20 protein-coding genes are annotated in these 23,952 nt (G+C 55.6%); 10 read left to right on the top strand and 10 right to left on the bottom strand.

The features are described 5' to 3' along the window. Positions 1-625: 625 nt before the first annotated feature. The 6 genes from qcrB to ctaC form a co-directional block, all read right to left on the bottom strand. Positions 626-2,254: a cytochrome bc1 complex cytochrome b subunit gene (qcrB, locus tag ATK06_RS07270; protein ID WP_048379400.1), complete on the bottom strand. Its 1,629-nt coding sequence runs from the start codon at positions 2,252-2,254 to the stop codon at positions 626-628. Beyond that, entirely contained in the window at positions 2,254-3,474 is a 1,221-nt protein-coding gene (gene qcrA / locus ATK06_RS07265) for a cytochrome bc1 complex Rieske iron-sulfur subunit (RefSeq protein ID WP_048379402.1), read from the bottom strand. Before qcrA ends, qcrB begins: the two co-directional genes overlap by 1 nt. After that, positions 3,471-4,361, bottom strand: coding sequence for a cytochrome bc1 complex diheme cytochrome c subunit (gene qcrC, locus ATK06_RS07260; RefSeq protein WP_172607462.1), 891 nt, complete (start codon positions 4,359-4,361; stop codon positions 3,471-3,473). Before qcrC ends, qcrA begins: the two co-directional genes overlap by 4 nt. Before the next feature lie 49 nt (positions 4,362-4,410). Continuing rightward, the gene (gene ctaE, locus ATK06_RS07255) at positions 4,411-5,025 is read right to left on the bottom strand and encodes an aa3-type cytochrome oxidase subunit III (protein WP_048379406.1); all 615 of its coding nucleotides are present in this window, start codon (positions 5,023-5,025) and stop codon (positions 4,411-4,413) included. Positions 5,026-5,618: 593 nt separating this feature from the next. Then, positions 5,619-6,050 carry an aa3-type cytochrome oxidase subunit IV gene (gene ctaF, locus ATK06_RS07250; RefSeq protein WP_048379408.1) on the bottom strand — a complete coding sequence of 144 codons (432 nt, stop codon included), beginning with the start codon at positions 6,048-6,050 and terminating at the stop codon, positions 5,619-5,621. A gap of 17 nt (positions 6,051-6,067) precedes the next feature. Then, on the bottom strand, positions 6,068-7,156 hold the full coding sequence (gene ctaC, locus ATK06_RS07245) for an aa3-type cytochrome oxidase subunit II (protein ID WP_098389102.1): 1,089 nt from the start codon (positions 7,154-7,156) through the stop codon (positions 6,068-6,070). A gap of 410 nt (positions 7,157-7,566) precedes the next feature. On the opposite strand from ctaC, the gene asnB reads away from it, so the two are divergent. Further along, entirely contained in the window at positions 7,567-9,489 is a 1,923-nt protein-coding gene (gene asnB / locus ATK06_RS07240) for an asparagine synthase (glutamine-hydrolyzing) (RefSeq protein WP_048379410.1), read from the top strand. 69 nt (positions 9,490-9,558) lie between these two features. On the opposite strand, the gene ATK06_RS07235 is transcribed toward asnB, so the two are convergent. Then, complete coding sequence (locus ATK06_RS07235; protein ID WP_048379412.1) at positions 9,559-9,903, bottom strand: HesB/IscA family protein; 345 nt, start codon at positions 9,901-9,903, stop codon at positions 9,559-9,561. Between the two features lie 326 nt (positions 9,904-10,229). On the opposite strand from ATK06_RS07235, the gene ATK06_RS07230 reads away from it, so the two are divergent. Continuing rightward, on the top strand, positions 10,230-10,943 hold the full coding sequence (locus tag ATK06_RS07230; protein ID WP_053072638.1) for a DUF3043 domain-containing protein: 714 nt from the start codon (positions 10,230-10,232) through the stop codon (positions 10,941-10,943). 1 nt (position 10,944) lies between these two features. Next, positions 10,945-11,817, top strand: coding sequence for a nicotinate-nucleotide--dimethylbenzimidazole phosphoribosyltransferase (locus ATK06_RS07225; RefSeq protein WP_098389101.1), 873 nt, complete (start codon positions 10,945-10,947; stop codon positions 11,815-11,817). 6 nt (positions 11,818-11,823) lie between these two features. Here the strand turns inward: ATK06_RS07225 and ATK06_RS07220 are convergent, their stop codons facing one another. Continuing rightward, entirely contained in the window at positions 11,824-12,933 is a 1,110-nt protein-coding gene (locus ATK06_RS07220; protein WP_098389100.1) for a branched-chain amino acid aminotransferase, read from the bottom strand. A 110-nt stretch (positions 12,934-13,043) separates the two neighbouring features. On the opposite strand from ATK06_RS07220, the gene ATK06_RS07215 reads away from it, so the two are divergent. Then, the gene (locus tag ATK06_RS07215; RefSeq protein WP_098389099.1) at positions 13,044-14,597 is read left to right on the top strand and encodes a leucyl aminopeptidase; all 1,554 of its coding nucleotides are present in this window, start codon (positions 13,044-13,046) and stop codon (positions 14,595-14,597) included. Between the two features lie 115 nt (positions 14,598-14,712). On the opposite strand, the gene ATK06_RS07210 is transcribed toward ATK06_RS07215, so the two are convergent. Next, on the bottom strand, positions 14,713-15,126 hold the full coding sequence (locus tag ATK06_RS07210; protein ID WP_048379416.1) for a hypothetical protein: 414 nt from the start codon (positions 15,124-15,126) through the stop codon (positions 14,713-14,715). A 126-nt stretch (positions 15,127-15,252) separates the two neighbouring features. Here ATK06_RS07210 and sucB point away from each other — a divergent pair, with 126 nt between their 5' ends. The 4 genes from sucB to ATK06_RS07190 all read left to right on the top strand — a co-directional run bounded on the left by sucB (position 15,253) and on the right by ATK06_RS07190 (position 19,866). Continuing rightward, positions 15,253-16,971 carry a 2-oxoglutarate dehydrogenase, E2 component, dihydrolipoamide succinyltransferase gene (gene sucB / locus ATK06_RS07205; RefSeq protein ID WP_098389098.1) on the top strand — a complete coding sequence of 573 codons (1,719 nt, stop codon included), beginning with the start codon at positions 15,253-15,255 and terminating at the stop codon, positions 16,969-16,971. Between the two features lie 143 nt (positions 16,972-17,114). Continuing rightward, positions 17,115-17,885 (top strand): lipoyl(octanoyl) transferase LipB, encoded by a 771-nt coding sequence (gene lipB, locus ATK06_RS07200; RefSeq protein WP_048379419.1) that lies wholly within the window; start codon positions 17,115-17,117, stop codon positions 17,883-17,885. A 10-nt stretch (positions 17,886-17,895) separates the two neighbouring features. Further along, positions 17,896-18,948 carry a lipoyl synthase gene (lipA, locus tag ATK06_RS07195; RefSeq protein WP_098389422.1) on the top strand — a complete coding sequence of 351 codons (1,053 nt, stop codon included), beginning with the start codon at positions 17,896-17,898 and terminating at the stop codon, positions 18,946-18,948. Positions 18,949-19,083: 135 nt separating this feature from the next. Then, positions 19,084-19,866: a DUF4191 domain-containing protein gene (locus ATK06_RS07190; RefSeq protein WP_048379420.1), complete on the top strand. Its 783-nt coding sequence runs from the start codon at positions 19,084-19,086 to the stop codon at positions 19,864-19,866. A 100-nt stretch (positions 19,867-19,966) separates the two neighbouring features. Here ATK06_RS07190 and ATK06_RS07185 read toward each other — a convergent pair whose 3' ends face one another. Next, positions 19,967-20,440: an RDD family protein gene (locus tag ATK06_RS07185; protein ID WP_048379422.1), complete on the bottom strand. Its 474-nt coding sequence runs from the start codon at positions 20,438-20,440 to the stop codon at positions 19,967-19,969. Positions 20,441-20,575: 135 nt separating this feature from the next. Between ATK06_RS07185 and glnA the strand changes: the two genes are divergently transcribed. Both glnA and ATK06_RS07175 read left to right on the top strand, forming a co-directional pair. Further along, complete coding sequence (glnA, locus tag ATK06_RS07180) at positions 20,576-22,012, top strand: type I glutamate--ammonia ligase (protein ID WP_048379424.1); 1,437 nt, start codon at positions 20,576-20,578, stop codon at positions 22,010-22,012. A 490-nt stretch (positions 22,013-22,502) separates the two neighbouring features. Then, positions 22,503-23,942 (top strand): DNA methyltransferase, encoded by a 1,440-nt coding sequence (locus ATK06_RS07175; protein WP_331850826.1) that lies wholly within the window; start codon positions 22,503-22,505, stop codon positions 23,940-23,942. Positions 23,943-23,952 lie beyond the last annotated feature (10 nt).

The raw sequence follows: 23,952 nt of genomic DNA, 5'->3' as shown, positions 1-23,952 counted from the left end.
ATTCTTGCTTTACTTGTTCAAACCGGATGCTTGAAACGCGTAGCTGCGTAATGGAACGCAAGCACCTTGGGCTTTTGCCTCTTGACAGATGTCTTCTCAAGTTCGGGTTCGGCAACTCCCCAACGCGAGTATTATCCGCCACAAACGCCATCAGTGCTCATATATGTCGAATATGCACTGCAGGTCCCCGGCACGCACACGTAGATGTCAGCCCCTTACGCTGATTGCACTGGACCTGACCGGCTGAGGAGGAGCTCTACCAAACGGATGGCCACCATGATGATCATGAAAGCATCACGCCGCACGCTTCCCCCCACCTAGTGCCCCACCAAGGGACAGAATGAGACAAACAGCATGTCCATCCCCATCAAAGAAACCAACGCGCGGAAGAACCAAAGCTGGCAATCACAGAAAATGATGTTTCCCTGCCGCAATACTGAGCACGACTGCAAGTTGAAACGCTTTACACACTGACAGCAAACGTGGCCGGTCCCGCAATATTTAGGCACTCGTCGCTCACGTGCACCTAGAGCCACGCTATGAAATCATGTTGTCTTCCTTGAGCAAAAAGAAAACCACCCGCACAGAGTGCGGGTGGTGAGATCTGCGAGCGCAGCAGGTCTACTTAGTCGAGTTCGCCCTTCTTGCGATCGATTTCCTTGTTTGCCTCATTGAGGTTGCGCAAGGTCTCGACTTCTTCTTCGTGGTTTTGCGCAGCAATGCGACGCTTCTTCTCCTGAATGTGCTCAGGATCAGCCTTGATGAGAGAGCCGTAGGTCTCTGGATCGGCGAAGCCGAGCTCGTTCATTTGGTGAGGAACCTTCGCGCCCTGGTAGCGCAGTGGGATTGGATGACCGTGTTCATCCACAGGGCCCAGTGGCTGGTGAACTTCAACGAAGGCGCCGTTTGGCATCTGCTTGATTACACCAGTTTCGATACCATGCTCCAGGACTTCGCGGTCTGCACGCTGGAGGCCGATGCAGATGCGGTACGTCATGAAGTATGCGATAGGAGGCAAGACGATCAGGCCGATACGACCGAACCACGTCATCGCGTTCAACGAAATCTGGAAGTGGTAAGCGATCAAGTCGTTACCGCCCGAAATTGTTGCCAGGATGAAGAAGGTTAACGCCATAGCGCCCAGACCAGAACGAACTGGGACGTCGCGTGGACGCTGCAGAAGATTATGGTGAGCCTTGTCGCCGGTAATCTTGGCTTCAATGAAAGGGTAAGCAATCAGCAAGCCGACCATGAGGCCAGCCAACAAGGCTACCCAGAACACTGCAGGAACCGTGTAGTTGCCCAGGTAGAGCTCCCAAGCGGGCATGATACGTGCGAGACCGTCCGTCCACAGCATGTAAATATCCGGCTGCGAGCCAGCAGAGACCTGCGATGGGTTGTACGGTCCGATGTTCCAAATGGCATTGATGGTAGTGAGACCAGCCATCAGTGCAAGAACGCCTGCGGTCAAGAGCCCGAAACCAATGGCCTTAATACCGAAGACAGGCAGAATACGGATACCTACAACATTGTTTTCGATGCGACCAGCACCTGGGAACTGGGTGTGCTTCTGGTACCACACCAGCGCCAAGTGCGCTGCGATAAGACCAAGCAAGATGCCTGGGATAATCAGCACGTGAGCGATGTAGAAGCGGTCCAGCATCAATTCGGATGGGAAGTCGCCACCGAAAATCAGCCAATGTAGCCACGTACCGATGATTGGGAGGCCGACCACAATCGCGGACATAATACGCAGGCCCACACCGGAGAGCAGGTCGTCTGGAAGTGAGTAGCCCATGAAGCCTTCAGCCATGCCGAGGAGCAGCAAAGTGCAACCAATAATCCAGTTGGCTTCACGTGGCCGACGGAATGCACCGGTGAAGAAGATACGGAGCATGTGCGCAACCATGGCGAACATGAACATCAGTGCAGCCCAGTGATGCATCTGACGGACGAACAAGCCGCCACGGACTTCGAAGGAGATATCAAGTGCAGTGTGGTACGCGCGTGACATCTCGACACCGTTCAACGGCAAGTAAGCGCCGTCGTAGATCACCTTGGTGATAGAGGGGTCGAAGAACAACGTGAGGTAGACACCGGTGAGCAGCAGGATGATGAAGCTGTACAGCGCAACTTCACCGAGCATAAACGACCAATGGGTCGGGAAAACCTTGTTTAGTTGAGCTCGCATGCCCTTCGCGGCAGTGTAGCGCGAATCAATGTTGTTGCCGATTTCGGCGAGTTTGTTACTCATTATGACTTACGCTCCCAGAATGCAGGGCCAATGGACTCCACAAAGTTGTCCTTGGCGATAAGGTAGCCATCTTCGTCGACAGTGATCGGCAGCTGTGGAAGTGCACGGGCTGCAGGTCCGAAGACCGGCTTGCCGTAGTGCAGAGCGTCGAACTGCGACTGGTGGCATGGGCACAAGATGCGGTTGGTCTGACCTTCGTACAGCGAAGTTGGGCAACCAATGTGCGTACAAATCTTGGAGTATGCGTAGTAATCGCCGTAGTGGAAGTCTTCCTGGCCTTCGCGTTCGACAACCTTGGCGGCGTCGTCCGAGCGAAGACGAATCAGCATGACTGCATTACGAGGACCGTGGATGGAGTGCATGTGATTCTCGTAGACGTCCTTCTTCGGATCGTAGAGATCACCGTCGTTGACGTCTTCTTCAGCAAGCGGGAAGACAGTTTCCATTGCAGCTGCGGCAAGATCTTCTGGACGCATACGAACAAGACGCGAAACGCCTTGCGTCGTGAAGTGAGTACCGGACTGGCCGGTGTGTTCTTCAGCGATAGCGCCGGTATCGCGGCCCAGGTACAACTTCACGCCGTTCTCGTGGAGCGTCCATCCCGAAGTCCACAGAGTGCCGTCGCCGTTGTAGGTCAATTCACCACGCTTCCATGGGTTCTTAACCATTCCGCCAAGTGGTGCGATAACTACCAGGCCGAACAGTGCACCGCCGACACCCAGAAGACCTTGCATAGCCTTACGACGTCCGAGGGTCGAGGTGGTCCACGCATCGTTGAGTAGCGCGGTAATGGTACGGCGGTCAACTTCGTCGGAAGGACCATCATGGCGACGCTGGACTGCGATTTCTTCCGGAATCATCGTCTTAACAAAGTTAACAATGAAGATACCGAGAGAAAGGATTGCGATACCAGCGGACAAGCCCAAGAGAGGCGTGTAGAGAGTGTACTGAAGCAGTCCCTCATCTCCGTGGCCCTTGTAATGCCAAGGCCAGAAAAGGTAGACGCCCAAGAAGCACAGCGCTGCGATGATCGAGATGATCAGCCAGATGTTGAGCTTGCGCTCAGCACGCTTCTCTGCCGGATCATTCTCTACTGGAAAACGTTCCTTGCGGTAAGCAACGGTAACGTCGTCAAGCTCAGTGCCAAGACGAGCAAGCTCGTCGTTGTTCATAGCTTTGAGCTCAGTTTCGGTGTAATTCTTCTTCATATCGTTACTCATGACCGTGTTCCAATCCAGATAGCAGCGAAGATGAGAGCCACGATGCCGACGAACCACATGAAGAAGCCTTCAGCAACTGGACCAAGGCCGCCGAGACTCCAACCGCCTGGGCTTGGGGTCTCAGAAGAACTCTTAATGAACGCGATGATGTCCTTCTTTTCATCAGCGGAGAGCTGACGATCGGAGAACTTCGGCATATTTTGCGGACCAGTCAGCATTGCCTGGTAGATTTCCTGCTCATTCGCAGGATCCAAAACCGGCGCATACTTACCGGAGGACAATGCACCACCGCGACCTGTGAAGTTATGGCAGGAGGCACAGTTCAGACGAAACAGTTCAGAACCGCGAGCAATATCGGCGGGATCCATCTGTCCGTCATAATTTGCACCGCGAAGCTCTTCCATCGCGATGGAACCGTCTTCGTTGTATACAAGTTCCGGACCACCACCATTGGCAGCAACATAGGCAGCCATGGCAAGGGTCTGGCTTTCGGTGTAGCGCGGAGCCTTGCGCTCAGCCTGAGCGTCGTTCGACATCATAGGCATACGACCGGAATGAACTTGGAAGTACACAGCACCTTCGCCGACACCGATCAGGGAAGGTCCACGGTCGGCAACACCCTGAAGGTTCTCACCGTGGCACGTGATGCACGCTACGTCGTACAGGTCCTTGCCTTCTTGAATCAGCGCTTGGTCATCGCGCTGTGCGGTAGCAACCTGAGCGTCAGGGGTTAGAGCGCTAGCCAAGAGACCAGCGCCGGTCAGGCCGAAAGTCAGTGCCATCGCACCGCCGACTGCCCGACGCATCTTGCGTCGGTTACGACGCTTAGGCGTCGAGGCGGAGGCTGCGGCACCCCCTTCGATCTTCTTTGGATTCTTTTCCATGATTACCCTTTACAAAATTTCGTTATCGCTTAATCCGAACACCACACTGGTGTTACTGGATGACGTACACGACGAAGAACAAGCCAATCCAGACAACATCGACAAAGTGCCAGTAATACGACACTGCCATCGCTGCAGTTGCCTGAGCAGGGGTGAACTTCGCCTTAGTTACGCGAAGGAGAACAATCACGAAGGCAATAACGCCTGCAAGCACGTGCAGAGCGTGGAAGCCCGTGAGGATATAGAAGACCGATGCGAAAACGGAACTTGGGATTGTAACGCCGTGGAGAATGAGCTCTGTGTACTCATACATCTGGAGACACAGGAACACGACACCGAGGCCAATGGTGGCCAGGTACCACATGCGTAGCTTGTAAACGTCACCTCTTTCTGCTGCGAAGACGCCGAACTGTGAGGTCACGGAAGAAGTCACCAGCACGATGGTGATGATAAGAGCGAACCACCAATTAAGGTGCTCGGTCTGCTCATTCCAGTCTCCCGACTGACCGTTTGCTCGCGCCGTGAACCACATTGCGAACAGTCCGGCGAAGAACATCAATTCCTGAGCAAGGAACGCCATAGTTCCCACACTGACCATGTTTGGGCGGTTCAGTGCGGGAACACGTGGGGCTCCTGCCGTGTTTTGGTTTGAAATTGCGCTCGTCACGCATTCAAGTATGGTCGGTTTGCTGCAAAAAGTCACCTTGTTGCCCCCGCCTTTTCTAAGGTCACCGCAAGTTTTTGCACAGCCAACACAGACCACTTCAAGGATTCAAAACCTACAGGAAAGATTGTTGCACCTATCCCTGAATTACCTTTTAGTTATTAATGCTGTTCACCCAATATGGTTTTTTGATCCTGGGACGCTTGTGACGAACGCTCCAGATGCCGAAGTTGTCGTAAGCGGAAAACCTTTAGTTCCCCAACCTTCGGTATTGTGGCGCGATTCACATTTTCTTAAGCGTTCACGCCAAACCCGCTCCAACTTTCGGATAACCCTACCCCATCATCCTTTTGGTTAGCCGGAAGACAGTCCACTCTCCGCGTTCCATTTAGGCTTTTGAACAAACGATCCGTACCAACGTCGCAGGCGAGTACCGGAGGGAAGAAAACCCCATTCACCGCTCCGGATCTTTTCTCGGTCCATCTTTCAGCCTGACTACTTCCCGCCCAGTCTCATCGTCTTGCTTTCGCAACCAGAAATACGTGTAGCCCCGCTCTATATGAGCGGGGCTACACGGAAAGACAGGAATGAACTTTTTAGTGCTTCTCGCGAGGAGTCGAGTACTGCAGGTTCATCTTCGCCGTGGAAACAATGAGGCAAGCAGCGCCGAGGGCAATCATCCACCAGTGCAGGTAAATCACACCAAGACCCAGGATGAAAATCGCACCAGACATAGCCGCTGGCCAAATGGAGCTCGGGCTGAAGAAGCCCAATACGCCAGCTTTGTCCTCAACTTCAGCCTCTTCCCAGTCTTCGGGAAGGACATCGATACGGCGCTCCGTGAAGTGCAGGTAACCACCGAGCATAAAAGTAAGGGTGGTCGCAAGAACCAGGCCGACGATACCCGCCCACTCAGTGCCGTGAAGGTATCCGTCATCTTTAACGTTGGTGGTTCCCACCGTGTAGACGATTGCCATCACGAGGAGGAATGCACCAAGTGCATACATAATCCGAGATGTGGATTTCATGTTACTTCTCCTCTTTCTTATGCGTTCTGGTTATGGTCGACAAAGTTGCCGCCATCCGCAGTTTCGCGGTCAGAGTTGAACGGGTGGGTGGATACTGCGTACGGTGCTTCGCCGATGTGCTCGAGGGCAGCAGAGTTTGGCGCCTCCGGATTCGCATCGCGGAATGCGATGTATTCAGCGAACTTTTCTGGGCTGACTACACGCAATTCGAAGTTCATCATCGCGTGGTAGGTACCGCACATTTCAGCACAGCGGCCAACAAATGCACCTTCGCGCTCGATCTCAGAAATCTGGAACGCACGTTGCTGCTGGTTGGTCTCCGGGTGTGCGTAGGCGTCACGCTTGAAGAGAAACTCCGGAATCCAGAAGGAGTGAGCAACGTCGCCAGAAGCGAGGCGGAACTCAACTGGTGCACCGGACGGAAGAACCAAAACTGGAACCTCTTCGGTCGTGCCCAGAGTCTCAATCTGGTTGTAGTTCAGGTAGGACAGGTCCTTGATGGAGCGTCCGTGAATTGGCAGGTTCCCGTTCGCATCAAGATCATTGACTGTGGCATCAGCCTGCGCCTGACGTTCTGCATCGGTACCGTCATACGCGCCGTTGGTTGGAGAGAAACGATCAGAGAGCTCCGCGTAACCAAACTTCCAGTTCCACTGGAAAGCGGTGACGTCGACAGTAACCTCTGGGTCCTTGTCTAGTGCGGTGACCTTGTTCTGAGTCTGGACGGTGAAGAAGAACAGTGCCATAACAATGACGATCGGTAGACCGGTCAAAACCAGTTCCAACGGAACGTTGTACTGCAGCTGCTTGGGGAACTCGCCCTTGCCGTTCTTCTCTGCACGTTTGGCACTCCAGCGGAAGATTGCCACCAGGAAGATGCCCCACATGACGATACCGATAATCCAGGCTACTACCCAGACCCATACCCAGAAGTTGCCCATCGCTTGAGCTTCTGGGGTAATTCCTTCTGGCCAGCCCATGCGCAGGACCTTATCGAGCGCAGCAGGCGGTTCGACGTCACAACCCGCGAGGGTGAAGCCACCAGCTGCAAGCAGGCCGGCTAGGCCAATCTTGCGGCCGAGGCCGTGCGTGTTTCGCTGTTCCACGTGTGTCTGCCTTTCCATTCCACACAATTACTCAGTAAAACGACAGCGACACCCAATGAGGGCACGACTGTGTTCACTTTCCAATAAAACAATAGCCGATATGCGAGAATAGACTTCGAAGATTCCAGGCCGGCCGAGGTTTAAAAACCTGTGCTTTACTGGCCTAATTCGTGGGTTGACCCCAATCGCACAGGCCGGACGCCTTTTAAGTCACTGGCAGGTTCTTCACAGCTCCTGAAGGTCCATTTTGACATCATCCGAAAGTAGCCACCCGTTTAGGGTTAATCGCTCGTGGGCTGCCCAAATACGGTTTTGAGAGCTCTCGGTGTTTCACTCTGGTGTAGGGTTCGTGGGAACATAGAGTGTATTAATCGTCCCTATCCCCGCTTATGAAGGAGTGGTCACCACTTATGTGTGGACTTCTCGGCTTGTTAACCGCCGACGCCTCGGCAGGCTCATATGTCGCTGGCATCAAGCATGCACTTCCGTGTATGCGACACCGTGGTCCGGATGATTCCGGAACGTGGAATGACGCCGACATGGTTTTCGGCTTCAATAGGCTTTCCATTGTCGACCTTGCGCATTCTCATCAGCCGCTTCAGTGGGGCCCTGAAGGTGAAGAAAATCGTTATGCACTGTCTTTCAACGGTGAGATTTATAACTACATCGAGCTTCGAGAAGAGCTCCAAGGCTATGGGTATCGGTTTAACACGCAAGGCGATTCCGAAACGATTGTCGTCGGCTTCCACCACTGGGGGCCGGACGTTGTTCATCACCTTCGCGGCATGTTCGCGTTCGCGGTATGGGACACCAAGGATAAAGAATTGTTCCTGGCCCGCGACCAATTTGGTATCAAGCCTCTCTTCATGGCGACCACCGATAAGGGCACAATTTTCGCATCGGAAAAGAAATGCATCCTTTCCATGTCCGAGGAATTGGGCATCGACACGACCGTAGATCTACGCACCGTAGAGCACTACGTTGATTTGCAGTATGTGCCAGAACCAGAGACGCTACACTCTGGGATCACCCGTCTTGAGTCTGGTTCATACGCCACTGTAAAACCGGGTGGGCCAGTCGAAGAAAAGCGTTATTTCCGGCCACAATTCAATACAGTCCCTGTTGCGAAAGGGCAAGAGCAGGAACTCTTCGACCGGATCGCTCGGGTGCTTGAGGATAGCGTCGAGAAGCATATGCGTGCCGACGTCACCGTGGGCTCTTTCCTCTCCGGCGGCATAGACTCGACGGCCATTGCTGCTTTGGCTAAGCGGCATAATCCGAATCTTTTAACCTTCACCACAGGGTTTGAACGTGAGGGCTACTCCGAAGTAGATGTAGCTGCCGAGTCTGCAGAAGCGATTGGTGCCGAGCACATCGTCAAGATTGTTTCACCCGAAGAATATGCAGACGCCGTGCCAAAGATTATGTGGTACTTGGACGACCCAGTAGCCGACCCTTCGCTGGTTCCGCTGTACTTCGTTGCAGCTGAGGCTCGTAAGCATGTGAAGGTCGTTCTTTCGGGCGAGGGAGCTGATGAGCTTTTTGGCGGCTACACCATTTATAAGGAACCGCTGTCGCTGGCGCCTTTCGAGAAGGTTCCGTCACCATTACGTAAAGGCCTGCGCCAACTTTCCCAGCTCCTGCCAGACGGGATGAAAGGCAAGTCGCTGCTCGAGCGAGGAACGATGACCATGGAGGAGCGCTACTACGGCAACGCACGCTCCTTTAACTTCGAACAAATGCAGCGGGTAATTCCGTGGGCAAAGCGCGAGTGGGACCATCGAGAAGTAACCGCACCAATTTACGCACAATCTCGTGACATGGATCCGGTGGCGCGTATGCAGCACCTTGACCTGTTCACGTGGATGCGCGGCGATATCTTGGTCAAGGCGGACAAGATCAATATGGCGAACTCCTTGGAACTTCGCGTCCCATTCCTAGACAAAGAAGTCTTCAAGGTCGCTGAAACCATCCCATACGACCTTAAGATTTCTCACGGCACCACCAAATACGCGTTACGCAAGGCTCTGGAACAGATTGTTCCGGCACATGTTTTGCACCGGAAAAAGTTGGGATTCCCGGTGCCTATGCGCCACTGGCTGGCCGGCGATGAGCTTTATGGTTGGGCCCAGGATCAGATTACCGCTTCGCAGACAGACGACATCTTTAATAAGAAGGCCGTTTTGGAGATGCTCAAGGAACATCGCGACGGCGTATCAGATCATTCCCGTCGCCTGTGGACTGTTATTGCATTTATGATTTGGCACGGCATTTTTGTCGAGGATCGTATTCACCCTCAGATTGATACCCCGGATTACCCGGTAGATATCTAAAGGATGAGCGAAAAGGCCGGGAGGACGTCGATTAGCGACGCCCTCCCGGCCTTACTTCCTGCCTAGTGCTTAGTTGAAAGAATCACCGCAGGCGCAGGAACCACCAGCGTTTGGATTATCGATGGTGAAACCCTGCTGCTCGATCGTGTCTGCGAAATCGATGGTCGCGCCCATGAGGTATGGGACAGACATCTTGTCTACGACGAGGCGTACACCACCGACGATATCCTCTTTGTCACCGTCTAGGTCGCGGTCGTCGAAGTAAAGCTGGTAACGCAAACCTGCACAGCCACCGGGCTGAACTGCAATGCGCAGCGAAAGGTCATTACGGCCTTCCTGATCAAGCAGTGCCTTGGCCTTCGCAGCTGCAGCTTCTGTCAAGATCACACCTGTTGCTGTTGATGGTGCAGTCATAGTGAAAGAGCTCCTCACATTCGTTTTGGGGTTATGTACCTGCAGTACGTATATCCCGATACTGCGACACCGGCGTTTACACACCGTAATACTTTAAGTGTCCACCACTGTACTCCCTGGCGCACGTGATGACTAGGCCCGGTACCCATGCCATATACCGCAAGGATAATCACCCACATTGGAGAGCGCGCACAATGGATTCCGGATCTATAGAGTCATAACACCGCACGCGCTTTGTTCATTCCCCGGCCCTCCCCTTCCTGGATTCCGTCCGACCGGCGTGGGTGAGGTCCACTTTTGGCGTCCACCCTTGTACCCTAGTAGGCGTGAAGAATCCGTGGAAGAAAGATGAACAGCCCGCTGAGAAGACCCAGGACTCCCCTACTTCAGGCGAGTCCGTTGGTTCTCATGCGACGGCTCAGGAAGAAAAAACGCACCTGCCAAAGGGCTATACCCCGCCTAAGGGTCGTCCGACTCCGAAGCGTCGCGACGTAGAAATGGCTAAGGGCGTAATCCGCGGAAAAGAGCCAACTGATCCTGCCACTGCACGTCAGAAGCGCAAGGAACTCAAAGAGTCCATGTCCAAGGGGGAGTGGAAGGACTACAAGCGCAAGGAACGCGAGGAGACACGCGCGCGACGCATGGAGATGCAAGAGGCCATGGACCGCGGCGACGAGCGCTATCTCCTTCCTCGCGATAAGGGCCCCGAGCGTGCCTTCACCCGTGACTGGGTCGATGCGCGCCGGATGCTGAACAACGCAGTTATGCCAACGGCGTTCGTCCTCTTGATCATTATGTTGATCGGCAACGCCATGCCACAGGTCGCCACCATCGCGTCGGGTATTGCGATGATTATGATTTTGCTCTTCGCTATCGAAGGCTTTATTAATGGGCGCAAGGTCAATAAGGAAGTGCGCGCACGCTTCCCAGGCACCACTGCGGCTGGGTGGGGCTTAGGCTTTTACGCATACTCGCGTTCTACACAGCCGCGTCGTTGGCGTACTCCTCGCCCGCGCGTAGAAATCGGCGATTCGATTTAGCATGAACCCGACTGAGCTTTTCGCGCCGGTCGAACCACCGCACGGCCCTACGACTATGCGCACAGATATTCCTCGCGACCGACTTGGCGCCCTTGGCCAGGTTGCTGAGTTCCTGAGCCGCTGCGGAGTGCAGCGTGGCATCCCGGATGTGGGTTTCGTCGGGTGCGGGGTGGGACCGGCTAGGCAATCGCTTATCGACGCCTCCGGGCCGATTTCCGCACTTGCAGATGTCCCCGGTGTTCGGCAGTACTTCCTCCCCGAGCACGCAGAATCTGAAAATACACAGCAGTCTCCTCTGGATCGGCAGACTATGATGGCCGCGCTGGCGGAAGGCGCTCAGTGCGCCGATGCCCTCATCGATTCAGGCGTTGACATCATCATCCCCGCTTCGGTGTCCACGCGGACCGAGTTACCATCGACCGCAATTTTAGGCACTCTGACAAGCACTGAACCTGTTGCAGTGTGGGGTTTCCACGGTGTTGATGACGAGCAGTGGGCCAAAGACATCGCGGAGATTCGCGATTTGATGTTCCGGGGTCGCGAGCACGCTCACGCGGCAGTTAATCTGGTGGCTTCGATAGGTGACGCAGACATTGCGCGTCTGATTGGGGTTATTGTCCGCGCCGCTGGTCGCCGGACCCCAATTTTGCTTGATACTCTCACTACGACCGTCGCAGCACTAGTGGGCGAACGCATGGCACCGGGAACTAAATCCTGGCTGCTCGCAGGGCAACTTACCCGTATGCCGGCTCATCTTCAGGCGCTGAGAGCGCTTAATATAACCCCCGTTTTTGCCCTCAATATGCCCCTAGGCTACGGGGCCGGTGCGCTGGCAACGCTCCCCCTCGTTCGCGCCGCCAGCCACCTGTACTAGGCAGGCTTAAGCCTCGACCAATGTGTAAATCCAGCCGTGGGTGTCTTCCTTGTCCCCGTGCTGGATACCGGTCAGGGTTTCGCGCAGCTTCATGGTGACGTCACCGGCTTCGTTATTGTTAACGGTGAATTCGCCGTCGTTGCTCAGGACGCGTCCCACTGGGGTCAATACCGCTGCCGTGCCGCAGGCGAGGACTTCGGTCATCGCACCACTTGCGACGTCCTCACGCCACTGATCCACGGAGAGGTGCACCTCGTCGGTGTCGTAACCCAAGTCCTTGGCAACCTGCAGCAGGGAATCGCGGGTGACGCCTGGCAGCAGTGAGCCGGATAGCGCTGGGGTGACAACCTTCACGTTCCCGTCTGCTTCGGAACCGTAGACGAACATGAGGTTCATGCCGCCCATTTCTTCGATGTACTTGCGCTCGATAGCGTCCAACCAGACAACTTGATCGCAGCCCTTTTCAGCTGCCTGAGTTTGGGCCAGAAGCGATGCTGCGTAGTTACCGGCGAACTTGGCGTCACCGGTACCACCCGGAGCGGCGCGGACATAGTCTTGGGAGATCCAGACGGACACGGGCTTGACTCCACCCTCGAAGTAAGCACCCGATGGGGACGCGATTACGTAGAAGGAGTAGGTCTTAGACGCGTGGACACCCAGGGTCGCTTCCGTCGCAAACATGACTGGACGCAGGTACAATGCAGCTTCGCCACCGGCCTCGGGAACCCATTCCTTATCAGTTTCAACGAGGACCTGGATTGCCTTCAGAAAATCCTCTTCCGGCAACTCTGGCATGTTCAAGCGGCGTGCAGAATTCTGCATACGCTGTGCGTTGCGCTCAGGGCGGAAGGTTGCGATCGAACCGTCGGGACGTCGATAAGCCTTCAATCCCTCGAAGATTGCCTGGCCGTAGTGCAGAACACTCGAAGCGGGAGACATTTCAATCGGACCGAACGGCATCACCTGGGCGTCATGCCAGCCCTTATCTTCAGACCAATTGATGCGCACCATATGGTCCGTGAACACCTGGCCGAAAGCCGGGTCCTTTAGAATTTCATTCCGCTCAGCTTCGCTGCGGGGATTTTTTGATACGTTAATCTCAAAATTCAGTGCCATGACTACACACTACACCCGGGGCCTTCTAGTATCCCCCACCCGCGCCTATTTTCTTGGCTAGGGTGGGGCCCACAGAACACATCACACATTCTTATTGGAGGTCCATAGCTATGGCATCGTTTACTCTGCCAGCAACCGGGACAGCAGCAACTGCCAAACTGTCCGTCAAGATTCCAAAGAAAACTCCGGATGCACTTGTCCTCCCAGTTTTTAATGCTGGTGACAGCACCGAAGACGCAAAGGAATCAGGGCTCGAGCTTCCTGCCAGCGATGTCCTCTCGACGGAGTCTGCACAAGAACTCCTGGAGGCACTCGAGGCCATCGGCGCACGCGCATCGGTTGGCGAACATACGTTGCTGGCTGCAGGGCCGAAGGCACAGAAGGAAGGCTTGCCCTCGACAATCATCGCTGTTGGCTTGGGCGCGGTAGAAGACCTTGATGACGAAACACTGCGACGCGCTGCAGGCGTCGTCGGACGGCATCTTAGCGCGCACTCGCCACAGTTAAAGACTGTGGCCACCACCTTGAACCAGTTTGGTCTCCGCCCAGCAGTCGAGGGCTGGATCCTAGGTTCCTACCATTACGCCGGCCTAAGCTCCAGGAAGTCATTCACTGAAACGGAAGTCATTTTCTTGGATCCGGACGCGAAGAAAAAGGAACCAACCACCGAGTTCAACACTGCAGTTATCACCGCAGAAGCTGTGAACACTACACGCGACTGGGTCAACACCCCATCAAACTTCCTCTACCCCAAGGTGTATGCGCAGCTCATCGAGCAGCACGCCAAAGATACGGGAGTCGAGGTCACCGTATTGGATAAGAAGGAACTCACGAAGCAGGGCTTCGGCGGTGTTCTTGCGGTGGGCCAAGGTTCGGAGCACTCGCCACGGGTTGTCCAGGTGCGTTGGCAGCCAAAGAAGGGGTCCAAGAAGCCAGATCTGGCACTCGTGGGCAAAGGCATCACTTTTGATACCGGTGGAATCTCATTGAAGCCACCAGCAAACATGGAAAACATGATCTCTGACATGGGTGGTTCCGCTGCAGTAATCAACGCCGTACTTGCCGCAGCCCGCCTCAACCTGCCCATCACAGTGACCGGCACAGTGGCCCTGGCAGAAAACATGCCAAGTGGATCCGCAACCCGTCCCGGTGATGTGATTACCCACTATGGCGGCATCACCAGCGAAATTATTAACACTGATGCGGAAGGCCGAGTTGTGCTTGGCGACGCCATCGCCTTCGCATCCGAGGACAAACCAGCAAAGCTGGTGGAGACCTCTACCCTGACGGGCGCACAAATCGTGGCTCTAGGAAATCGCACCGCAGCCGTCATGGGCACCGATGAATTGCGCGATACCGTAGCAGAACTCGGCCGTGAGGTGGGTGAAAACGCGTGGGCTATGCCACTGCTCGAAGAGCATGACAAGGCTATCGAATCCCCTATCGCCGACATCCGCAATGTGCCGAATTCCCGCGACGGTGGAATGCTCTACGCAGGCACCTACCTGGAAAAGTTCGTCGGCAATGGCATTGAGTGGGCGCACGTGGATATCGCCGGCCCATCGTTCAACACCAAGGCCCCCTACGGGTACACCCCGGCACGTGCCACCGGTAACCCAGTGCGTACGTTCGTAGCCCTCATGGAGAAGATCGCAGAAGCCTAACCCAACTTGAGGAACCTTTGGTTCCCGCAAGGCGAAAAGCCGTGAACACTGGTAGTCAGTGTTCACGGCTCAACCTTTTTACTACCCCTCGGTATGTACGCTGCGTGCGAAGTGTTTACTTATCCGTATCCCCTGCGTCGCCGAGGGATTCGTCGGACGCAAAGCGGGCCCTGCGCTCTAGCTGTTCTGCACGCTTGCGCAGGATACGGTCACGTTCGATACGTTCGCGCATCCGCTGCGGGTAGCCGGTTTCTTCAACGTCGTACACCGAACACCCGAGGAGTTTTGCTACGGCATCAATGCCTTTAGGTCCCCCAATGCGTCGGCGAACGAATTCACCCGTTTCGCTGACCACGACGACAGACATTTCATTGACTAGAGTCTCCGGCTCAATATAGGCCTCAATAAACGACTTGTTCGCAGCCCATTCACGCAGGTAGGCAGCATCCTCGGGACGGATGGTATCTCCTGGTCCGCGCGGGGGCTTTATATTGCTGGCGCGATTCTTCCTGCCGAATAAGTTGAACACGGTATCCAATCCTATATGTATCCCGCTGAAATGCTTTCCCCCCGTCGGGCAAAAAACGCGGTATGCGGGTACTGTGAGAGGTATTACTGTCCCTTTTACTAATCGACTTGCGAGGAGTCTAAGCACATGGCGCACTCCGTAGAAATGCCCGAGTTGGGCGAATCCGTCACCGAAGGCACCATCACCCAGTGGCTAAAGTCCGTGGGCGATACCGTCGAGGTCGATGAACCTTTGCTCGAGGTTTCCACCGATAAAGTTGACACCGAAATCCCATCTCCAGTGGCCGGCGTGCTGCTCGAGATCAAGGCCGAGGAAGATGACACTGTCGACGTCGGCGGGGTCATTGCAATCATCGGTGATGAGGGAGAAAAGCCGTCCTCCTCCGACGATTCTTCGTCCGCTGAAGCCGAGCAGGAAAAGGAAGCGCCAAAGGAAGAAAAGAAGGAGACGCCTTCCGCAGCTTCCGGCGACGCAACCGACGTTGAAATGCCAGAACTCGGCGAATCCGTCACCGAAGGCACCATCACCCAGTGGCTCAAGTCCGTGGGCGACACCGTCGAAGTCGACGAACCTTTGCTCGAGGTTTCCACCGACAAGGTCGACACCGAAATCCCATCTCCAGTCGCCGGCACACTGATTGAAATCCTGGCTGACGAAGATGACACCGTCGACGTCGGCGCCGTCATCGCACGCATTGGTGATGAAAACGCCGCCCCAGCCGGTGCCTCCTCCTCCGACGATTCTTCTGCTGCTAACGCAGCCGAAGAAGAAAAGCAGGAAAAGGAAGAGCCCAAGGAAGAAAAGAAGGCTGAACCGGAAGAGAAGCCTGCTGAAAAGAAGGAAGAACCTAAGGCTGAGCCAAAACAGGAAGAGAAGAAGTCCTCGACCTCCGGCAAGGTTCCTTACGTCACCCCACTGGTACGCAAGCTCGCTGAAAAGCACGGTGTAGATTTGAGCACGGTTGAAGGCACCGGCGTTGGTGGACGTATCCGTAAGCAGGATGTCGAAGCCGCAGCCCAGGCTTCTAAGGAAGCGCCTGCTTCGGCTCCTTCTGAAACTGCCGCACCTGCAGCAGAGTCCGGCGACCCACGTTCCACCGTCGGCGTTGATCCTTCAAAGGCAGAGCTGCGTGGCACCACCAAGAAGGCAAACCGCATCCGCCAGATCACCGCGACGAAGACCGTCGAGGCCCTGCAGACTTCCGCACAGCTGACCCAGCTGCACGAGGTCGATATGACCCGCATCTCTGTTCTGCGCAAGGCTTCCAAGCAAGCCTTCCAGGACAAGTACGGCGTCAACCTGACCTTCCTTCCGTTCTTCGTCAAGGCAGTTGTGGAAGCCCTCGAGGCTCACCCGAACGTCAACGCGTCCTACAACAAGGACACCAAGGAAATCACGTACCACGCAGACGTCAATCTCTCCATCGCAGTGGATACCCCGCAAGGTCTGCTCACCCCAGTCATCCACAAGGCTCAGGAGAAGACCCTGCCGGAGCTGGCACAGGCTATCGCGGACCTGGCTGAGCGTTCCCGCAACAACAAGCTCAAGCCAAACGATCTCGCCGGCGGTACATTCACGATCACGAACTTCGGTTCCGTCAATGCACTGTCCGATACCCCGATTCTGGTCCCACCACAGTCCGGCATCATGGGAACCGGCGTTATCACTAAGCGTCCGGTTGTCATCACCGAAGGCGGTATCGAGGCCATCGCGGTACGCCAGATGGTGTACCTGCCCCTGACCTACGATCACCAGATCATCGACGGCGCAGACGCAGGCCGGTTCATGATGACCGTCCGCGACCGTCTCGAGCGCGCACAGTACGAAGGCGACCTCGCGCTGTAAAAGCCATCGCACACTAGAACCACACTCCCCTGGCAACCCACTGGTTGTCAGGGGAGTTCTGCGTTGCGGGCCGGAGGACGTCGAGAAGCAGTGTGGAGGGGCAAGAACCCACTAACAGTACGGTTCTACTACTGTGAAGAGACATGACCGCACCGCGCAAACCTTTCTATCCCCCAGACAAATCTATTCGCGCTCAAGAGTCCCCTGCTGAAACTCACTTCATGGGCGTGGTTGATTACAAGGAAACCTGGGACACTCAAGCTCGCCTGGCAGCCAGCCGGTATGCCGGCGAGACCGGTGATCACATCCTCGTGCTGGAGCACCCAGACATCTACACCGCGGGCAAACGGACCCAGCCGGAGGATCGTCCCACTAACGGATTACCGGTCATCGACGTGGACCGCGGCGGACGCATTACCTGGCACGGACGCGGGCAACTCGTGGTCTACCCCATCATTCAGCTGGCTGAGCCTATCGACGTCGTTGATTATGTGCGGCGTCTTGAAGAAGCAGCTATCGAGGCACTGCGCAGAATCGGGCTGACGGAATGTGGGCGCATCGAAGGTCGGTCTGGAGTCTGGCTCCCGGAAACAGCAACCCAGCCAGCCCGGAAAGTCGCAGCCTTAGGCATTCGAGTGACCCACGGCGTGACCATGCACGGGATGAGCGTGAACTGCAACAACACCCTCGATTTCTACGAGCACATCGTTCCATGCGGTATCGCAGATGCTGGCGTGACAACAATCAGCAACGAACTCAACCGTACGATTACCCCCGACGATGTGGCCCCCGTGCTGCTCGAAGCGTTAAACCAAGCGCTTGATGGCACCCTTCAAGTGCAAAACCATACAATTGGCACAGCCCCGGATCCCACAAAGAATCTGCCGGCGCGCTCTGCAACCAAGAAAGGCTAGGGTGAAGGACATGCCTGTAGCTCCAGAAGGACGCCGACTACTGCGCGTCGAGGCCCGCAACTCCCAAACCCCCATTGAGACCAAGCCTCGATGGATTCGCAACCAGGTTAAAAATGGTCCCGAGTACCAGGACATGAAGAAAAAGGTCTCGGGCGCAGAACTGCACACCGTGTGCCAAGAAGCCGGTTGCCCGAATATTCACGAATGCTGGGAATCCCGCGAAGCCACCTTCCTTATCGGCGGAGCGAACTGTTCGCGCCGCTGCGACTTCTGCATGATCAACTCCGCCAAACCAGAGCCCCTGGACCGCGATGAGCCACGTCGCGTGGCTGAATCAGTACGCGAGATGCAGTTGAACTACTCGACTATTACGGGCGTTACTCGCGACGACCTCCCGGATGAAGGCGCATGGCTCTACGCGGAAGTGGTGCGTAAGATCCATGAACTCAACCCGCATACCGGTGTAGAAAACTTGACCCCAGATTTCTCTGGCAAGCCAGACCTCCTCGAGGAGGTCTTTGAAGCCCGCCCAGAAGTCTTCGCACACAACGTGGAAACGGTGCCGCGTATTTTCCGTCGCATCCGTCCAGCGTTCCGCTATGAGCGGTCTCTGGAGGTCATTCGAGCTGCCCGCGACTACGGTCTAATTACGAAGTCCAACCTGATCTTAGGCATGGGCGAAGAACGTGAGGAAGTTCTTGAAGCCCTCGAAGACCTGCATTCCGCCGGTTGCGACATCATCACGATTACCCAGTACCTACGCCCAGGTCCCCTATTCCATCCCATCGCGCGTTGGGTGCGCCCGGAGGAATTCGTCGAATTCGCCGATGCAGCTAAGGAGATGGGCTTCGGTGCCGTCATGTCCGGCCCACTGGTGCGTTCCTCCTACCGTGCAGGCAAGCTCTATGTGGAGGCTATGCACGCGCGCGGTCTGGAAATCCCGGAGAACTTGAAGCACCTCGAGGAAACGTCAATGGGCAGCACCGCCCAGGAGGCAACGACGCTTCTAGATAAGTACGGCCCATCCGAGGCCAGCCAGGTCACGCCCGTGCACGCACGGTAGGGCGCCCCGCAAGGCCCCATGGCTTACTGCCCCGCGCACAATGCGCGGGGCAGTTTTGTTTACGGGAGTTGCCATTCGGCGCTCGCTGTGGGGCCAGCTTCGCGTTTAATCGTGTGGCCCTCTATTGTGGAGGGCATGGCTGATCCGAAGAAGAGCGCTGATAAAGCAGCGAAGAAGCAAGAGCGCGCCGCTAAGAAGGCGAAGCGTAAGCAGAATTATTCCCAGATTTGGCAGGCGTTTAACCTGCAGCGCAAGCAGGATAAGAAGCTTGTCCCGCTGATGTTGCTTGCCGTGGTCTTGTCTGCGGTCGTTTTCTTCCTCATCGGTTCCCTGTGGGGTGGCCAGTGGTTCATGCTGATTTTGGGCATCCTGGTCGGTGTTCTCATCGCAATGTGGATCTTTAGCCGTCGCATCGAAAGCAGCATGTACGACAAGATCGAAGGCCAAGCAGGTTCCGCTGGTTGGGCTTTGGAGAACATGCGTAATGGCGCTGGTGCGGTCTGGTTCGTCAAGACTGCGGTTGCTGCGAACACAAGCATGGATACTGTGCACCGGGTCATCGGTCTCCCAGGCATCGTCCTGGTGGGTGAAGGAACCCGTCACCGTCTTCGCCCGATGATGCAGCAGCAGCACAAGCGCCTCAACCGCCTGGTGGCAGATGTCCCGATTTACGAGGTTTACGTTGGCGACGGCGAAGATGAGGTCACTCTCAAGCAGTTGCAGCGCAAGCTCATGCGCATGCCACGTAACTTCAAGAAGAATGACGTCTACTCCATCAACAGCAAGATTGAGGCAATGGACGCACAGCGCGGCCCCGGTGGCGTGACTGGTCTACCCAAGGGGCCGCTGCCTAAGGGTGGCCAGATGTCTGGCATGAACCGTCGCGCGCGTCGCGCAGCAGAGCGTCGTAACCGCTAGTTTTTACACCACGCTCTTCGTAGACAAAAAGCTCCTGGAGGAACTTCTCCAGGAGCTTTTTCATGCTTTGCGACGCCCCCTCCGGCCTCGCAGCGTGTGGTTATCGGGTGCGTAGAACTGCGGTTCCCGTCGCGCGGTCGTGCATGCCACGCCCGTCGGTATCCACCAGGGCGGCTGGAAGGATTACACAGGTCAGTAGAGTGCGCACGAGTGCGCGCCAGAGGCCAACGCGTTCTTCGGCGTCAACGCGGGCAATACCCATGCCCAATGCCATCTGGCCGGGCGTTGCAGCAAACAGCCAGCCGGTGATGATGCCGATAAGTGCAAAGAGGATGAGGGTCAAAGTGGCGACGTCGCCAAGCACAGAAGTAAACATGGCGATGAAACCTGCGATAATCCAGGCAATCAGCCAGTCAATAGCAACACCACCGGCACGCCGTGCTACTGAGGCCAGCGATCGGGGACCTGCAGGTGGCAGACCCAATGATTCGCCGGGGTAACGGCTTTCTTCCGTGCCGTCAAACTCTGACGGTATTTGTGGGCCATCAAGCCAGCTTCGCTTCTGTTGAGACATGCCCACTAATCTAGCCCACAGAGGTGTGAAAATCCCTGTTCCCCTCATGTGTGGGGAAACTACCTAGAGTTACCAGTACGCGTTGTATACTTAACTTCCATCTACCGACCCCCTATTCATACAAGGAGATGCGCCGTGGCATTGAGCTCCCGGGAGGAACTACTGCAGTTTATTAAAGAAGAGGGGGTGGAATTCATCGACGTTCGGTTCACCGACCTGCCAGGCATCGAACATCACTTCAGCATTCCTGCTAACCAAATCGATGAAGATACCTTTGTTGACGGCCTCGCTTTCGACGGTTCTTCTATTAGCGGTTTTACCTCTATCGACGAATCAGACATGGCGCTGATTCCGGACATTACAACCGCGAAGATTGACCCATTCCGCTCCACTAAGACCCTGAACATGCAGTTCTTCGTTCAGGATCCTTTCACCCATGAGCCGTTCAGCCGCGACCCACGCACCGTGGCCAAGAAGGCCGAGGAATACTTGCTATCCACCGGTATCGCAGATTCCTGCTCATTCGGCCTCGAGGCTGAGTTCTACCTCTTTGACAAGGTCAAGTACTCCACTGACACCAACTCCAGCTTCTACGAACTCGACAGCGACGAAGGTTGGTGGAACCGCGGCAAAGACACCAACATCGACGGCACCCCAAACAACGGTTACAAGAACCGCGTCAAGGGTGGCTACTTCCCTGTTGCACCTCACGATCATTCGGTAGAAATCCGTGACGAAATGGTCCACGAGCTGACCAAGACCGGCTTCGAGATTGAGCGCTTCCACCACGAATGTGGCACCGGTGGCCAGCAGGAAATCAACTACCGCTTCAACACTCTGCTCGCTGCGGCTGACGACGTCCAAACCTTCAAATACGTAATCAAGCAGGTGGCCGCCCGCCACGGCAAAGCCGCTACCTTCATGCCGAAGCCACTCGCCGGCGACAACGGCTCCGGTATGCACGCTCACCAGTCGCTCTGGAAGGACGGCAAGCCGCTCTTCCACGACGAAGCAGGCTACGCAGGTCTGTCTGACATTGCCCGCTACTACATTGGCGGCATTCTGCACCACGCGGGTGCCGTGCTGGCGTTCACCAACCCAACGCTGAACTCCTACCACCGTTTGGTCCCCGGATACGAAGCACCTATCAACCTTGTGTACTCGCAGCGCAACCGCTCTGCGGCCGTGCGTATCCCCATTACCGGATCCAACCCGAAGGCCAAGCGCATCGAATTCCGCGCACCAGACCCAAGCGGCAACCCCTACCTGGGCCTGGCCGCCATGATGATGGCTGGTATCGACGGCATCAAGAACCGCATCGAACCACACGCCCCCGTGGACAAGGACCTCTACGAACTCCCACCAGAGGAAGCTGCTGACATCCCGCAAGCACCAACCTCCCTGGTTGAAGCTCTCGAGGCGCTGCGCGAGGACCACGAATTCCTCACCGAAGGTGACGTATTCACCGAAGACCTCATTGAGACCTACATCCAGATGAAGTACGACAACGAAATCACCCCAGCCCGCGTCCGGCCGACGCCACTGGAATTTGAGCTCTACTTCGACTGCTAATTTCTAGCGGACTTTTGCAGATTTGACCTGCTGCTTATTTTCCATTGATCGTGGAAACACCTGACACAGAGTTGGGTGTTTCCATGATCACTAGGATTCAAGCGGTCCTCACGTGGACACGGCCAACACACCGCACGCGCGCCCCTACAAACCACCACCCCTTTTCTTTCGAGACAAGCCTGGTAGTCTCGAGAACATGATGGGAAACACGATAGTTCTCCATCCAGAGACACCGCTCACACCACGCGTGGCCTGATGATAGTAACGCCGGGTGTGCACACCCCCTGGTAAAGACGTTCATGCGAAGTCTTGCCGAGGTGGCTGAAGAACGAGCAGGTCACAGCTTATCCCCGTCGGACTTAGTCCAGCGTGCCGACCCTGCCAAAGCCACGCTGAGCAAAATGCTACGCGGCGATGTGTGGCCTGATTCTGTCACTGTCGCCCGTCCACCCCCGGCGACACCGACACCGATTAAGCGAGAACGAACAATATGTCACGACTCAACGACCTGATTGCACAAGCCAAGAAGGAAAACCCACGCCTGGGCGCCGCCCTTGAGCAAGAGTTCCACGCGCGAACCTCTCGCACGTTTGGTCTGGTGTTTGAGCGACACCTACCCGAAGAAGTCGAGTTACCGGGCCGTCCCGTGCGACGCGGCGACAACGTACATGTACTCCCACCGCGCGGGTCCAACGACAAGCCGGACCCGCGTACCTGGCGCGTAGCCGGTATCACCCGCACCGATGAGGGGCGTGTGGCCAACCTGGTCGAAGCTCACCCGGTAACAGACGAACAGCCAGACACGATGGACGCAGTACCCGTTGCGGACCTCGTTGTCACCGCAGAACATGATGACGTGATTTATCCCGGCCTGGTACAGACCGGCGAGGTAATCGGCAGCGACGACGAAGACGCACCGTTTCACAGCGTGATTAACGCAGAAAACTACCACGCGCTGAAAATGCTGACCTACACGCACTACCACTCCATCGACTGCATTTACATCGACCCTCCATACAACACTGGCGCGAAGGACTGGAAGTACAACAACGACTACGTTGACGGTGAAGACGGCTACCGCCACTCCAAGTGGCTGTCGTTCATGGAACGTCGTCTTTTGGTTGCGAAGCAACTGCTTAACCCAAACGACTCCGTGCTCATTGTCACCATCGATGAGAAGGAATACCTACGCCTTGGCCTGCTACTAGAGCAGACATTCCCAGAGGCGACGATTCAGATGGTGAGCAGCGTGATTAATCCAAAGGGTGCATCCCGCCAAGGCTCTTTCGCAAGGGTTGACGAATATCTTTTCTTTGTTCGACTAGGTAAGAGCGTTGCCAGCCCCCAAGCCCTTTCTGATGAATGGAAAATTAGTGAGGACAAGCGAGCGAAAAAAATAAGGTGGGCTGAACTTCTTCGCTCGGGATCTAATTACCGCCGGAGTGACAGCGAAAACCAGTTTTATCCGATTTTCGTACGCCAAGGTGATAACGGGCCCGAATTTGTTGGCGTGGGAGAACCGTACTTCGGAAGCGATTTGAAAGAGGTAGAAGCACCAGAGGGAACCAGCGTAATCTGGCCTATCCGCCAGAATCGAGACGAGGGGAATTGGCAGATTTCGGCAGATAACTTAAGGAAAAAAATTGAAAGCGGTTATGCGAAGTTAGGAAAATGGCGGGGAGAAAACACTACTGTCTACTATCTAAAGCGCGGTGAGGAGCGAAAGGTAGTCTCCGGTTTTTACAAGGTGATTGGACGCAGTTCCGATAATTCTGTGGTAGTTGACACTCGGGACCTTAAGCCAACATTTATTCCGGGAACCCAGTGGCGAATAGAGTCTCATAATGCAGAGCAGGGCGGGACAGGTATTGTTCAGGCGATGTTGCCTCGCAGGAAGTTCCCCTTCCCCAAGTCCCTTTACGCCGTTTAAGACACGCTGC

Source organism: Corynebacterium renale (assembly GCF_002563965.1).
Lineage (GTDB): Bacteria > Actinomycetota > Actinomycetes > Mycobacteriales > Mycobacteriaceae > Corynebacterium > Corynebacterium renale.
This window is presented reverse-complemented; position numbering and strand designations above follow the sequence as displayed.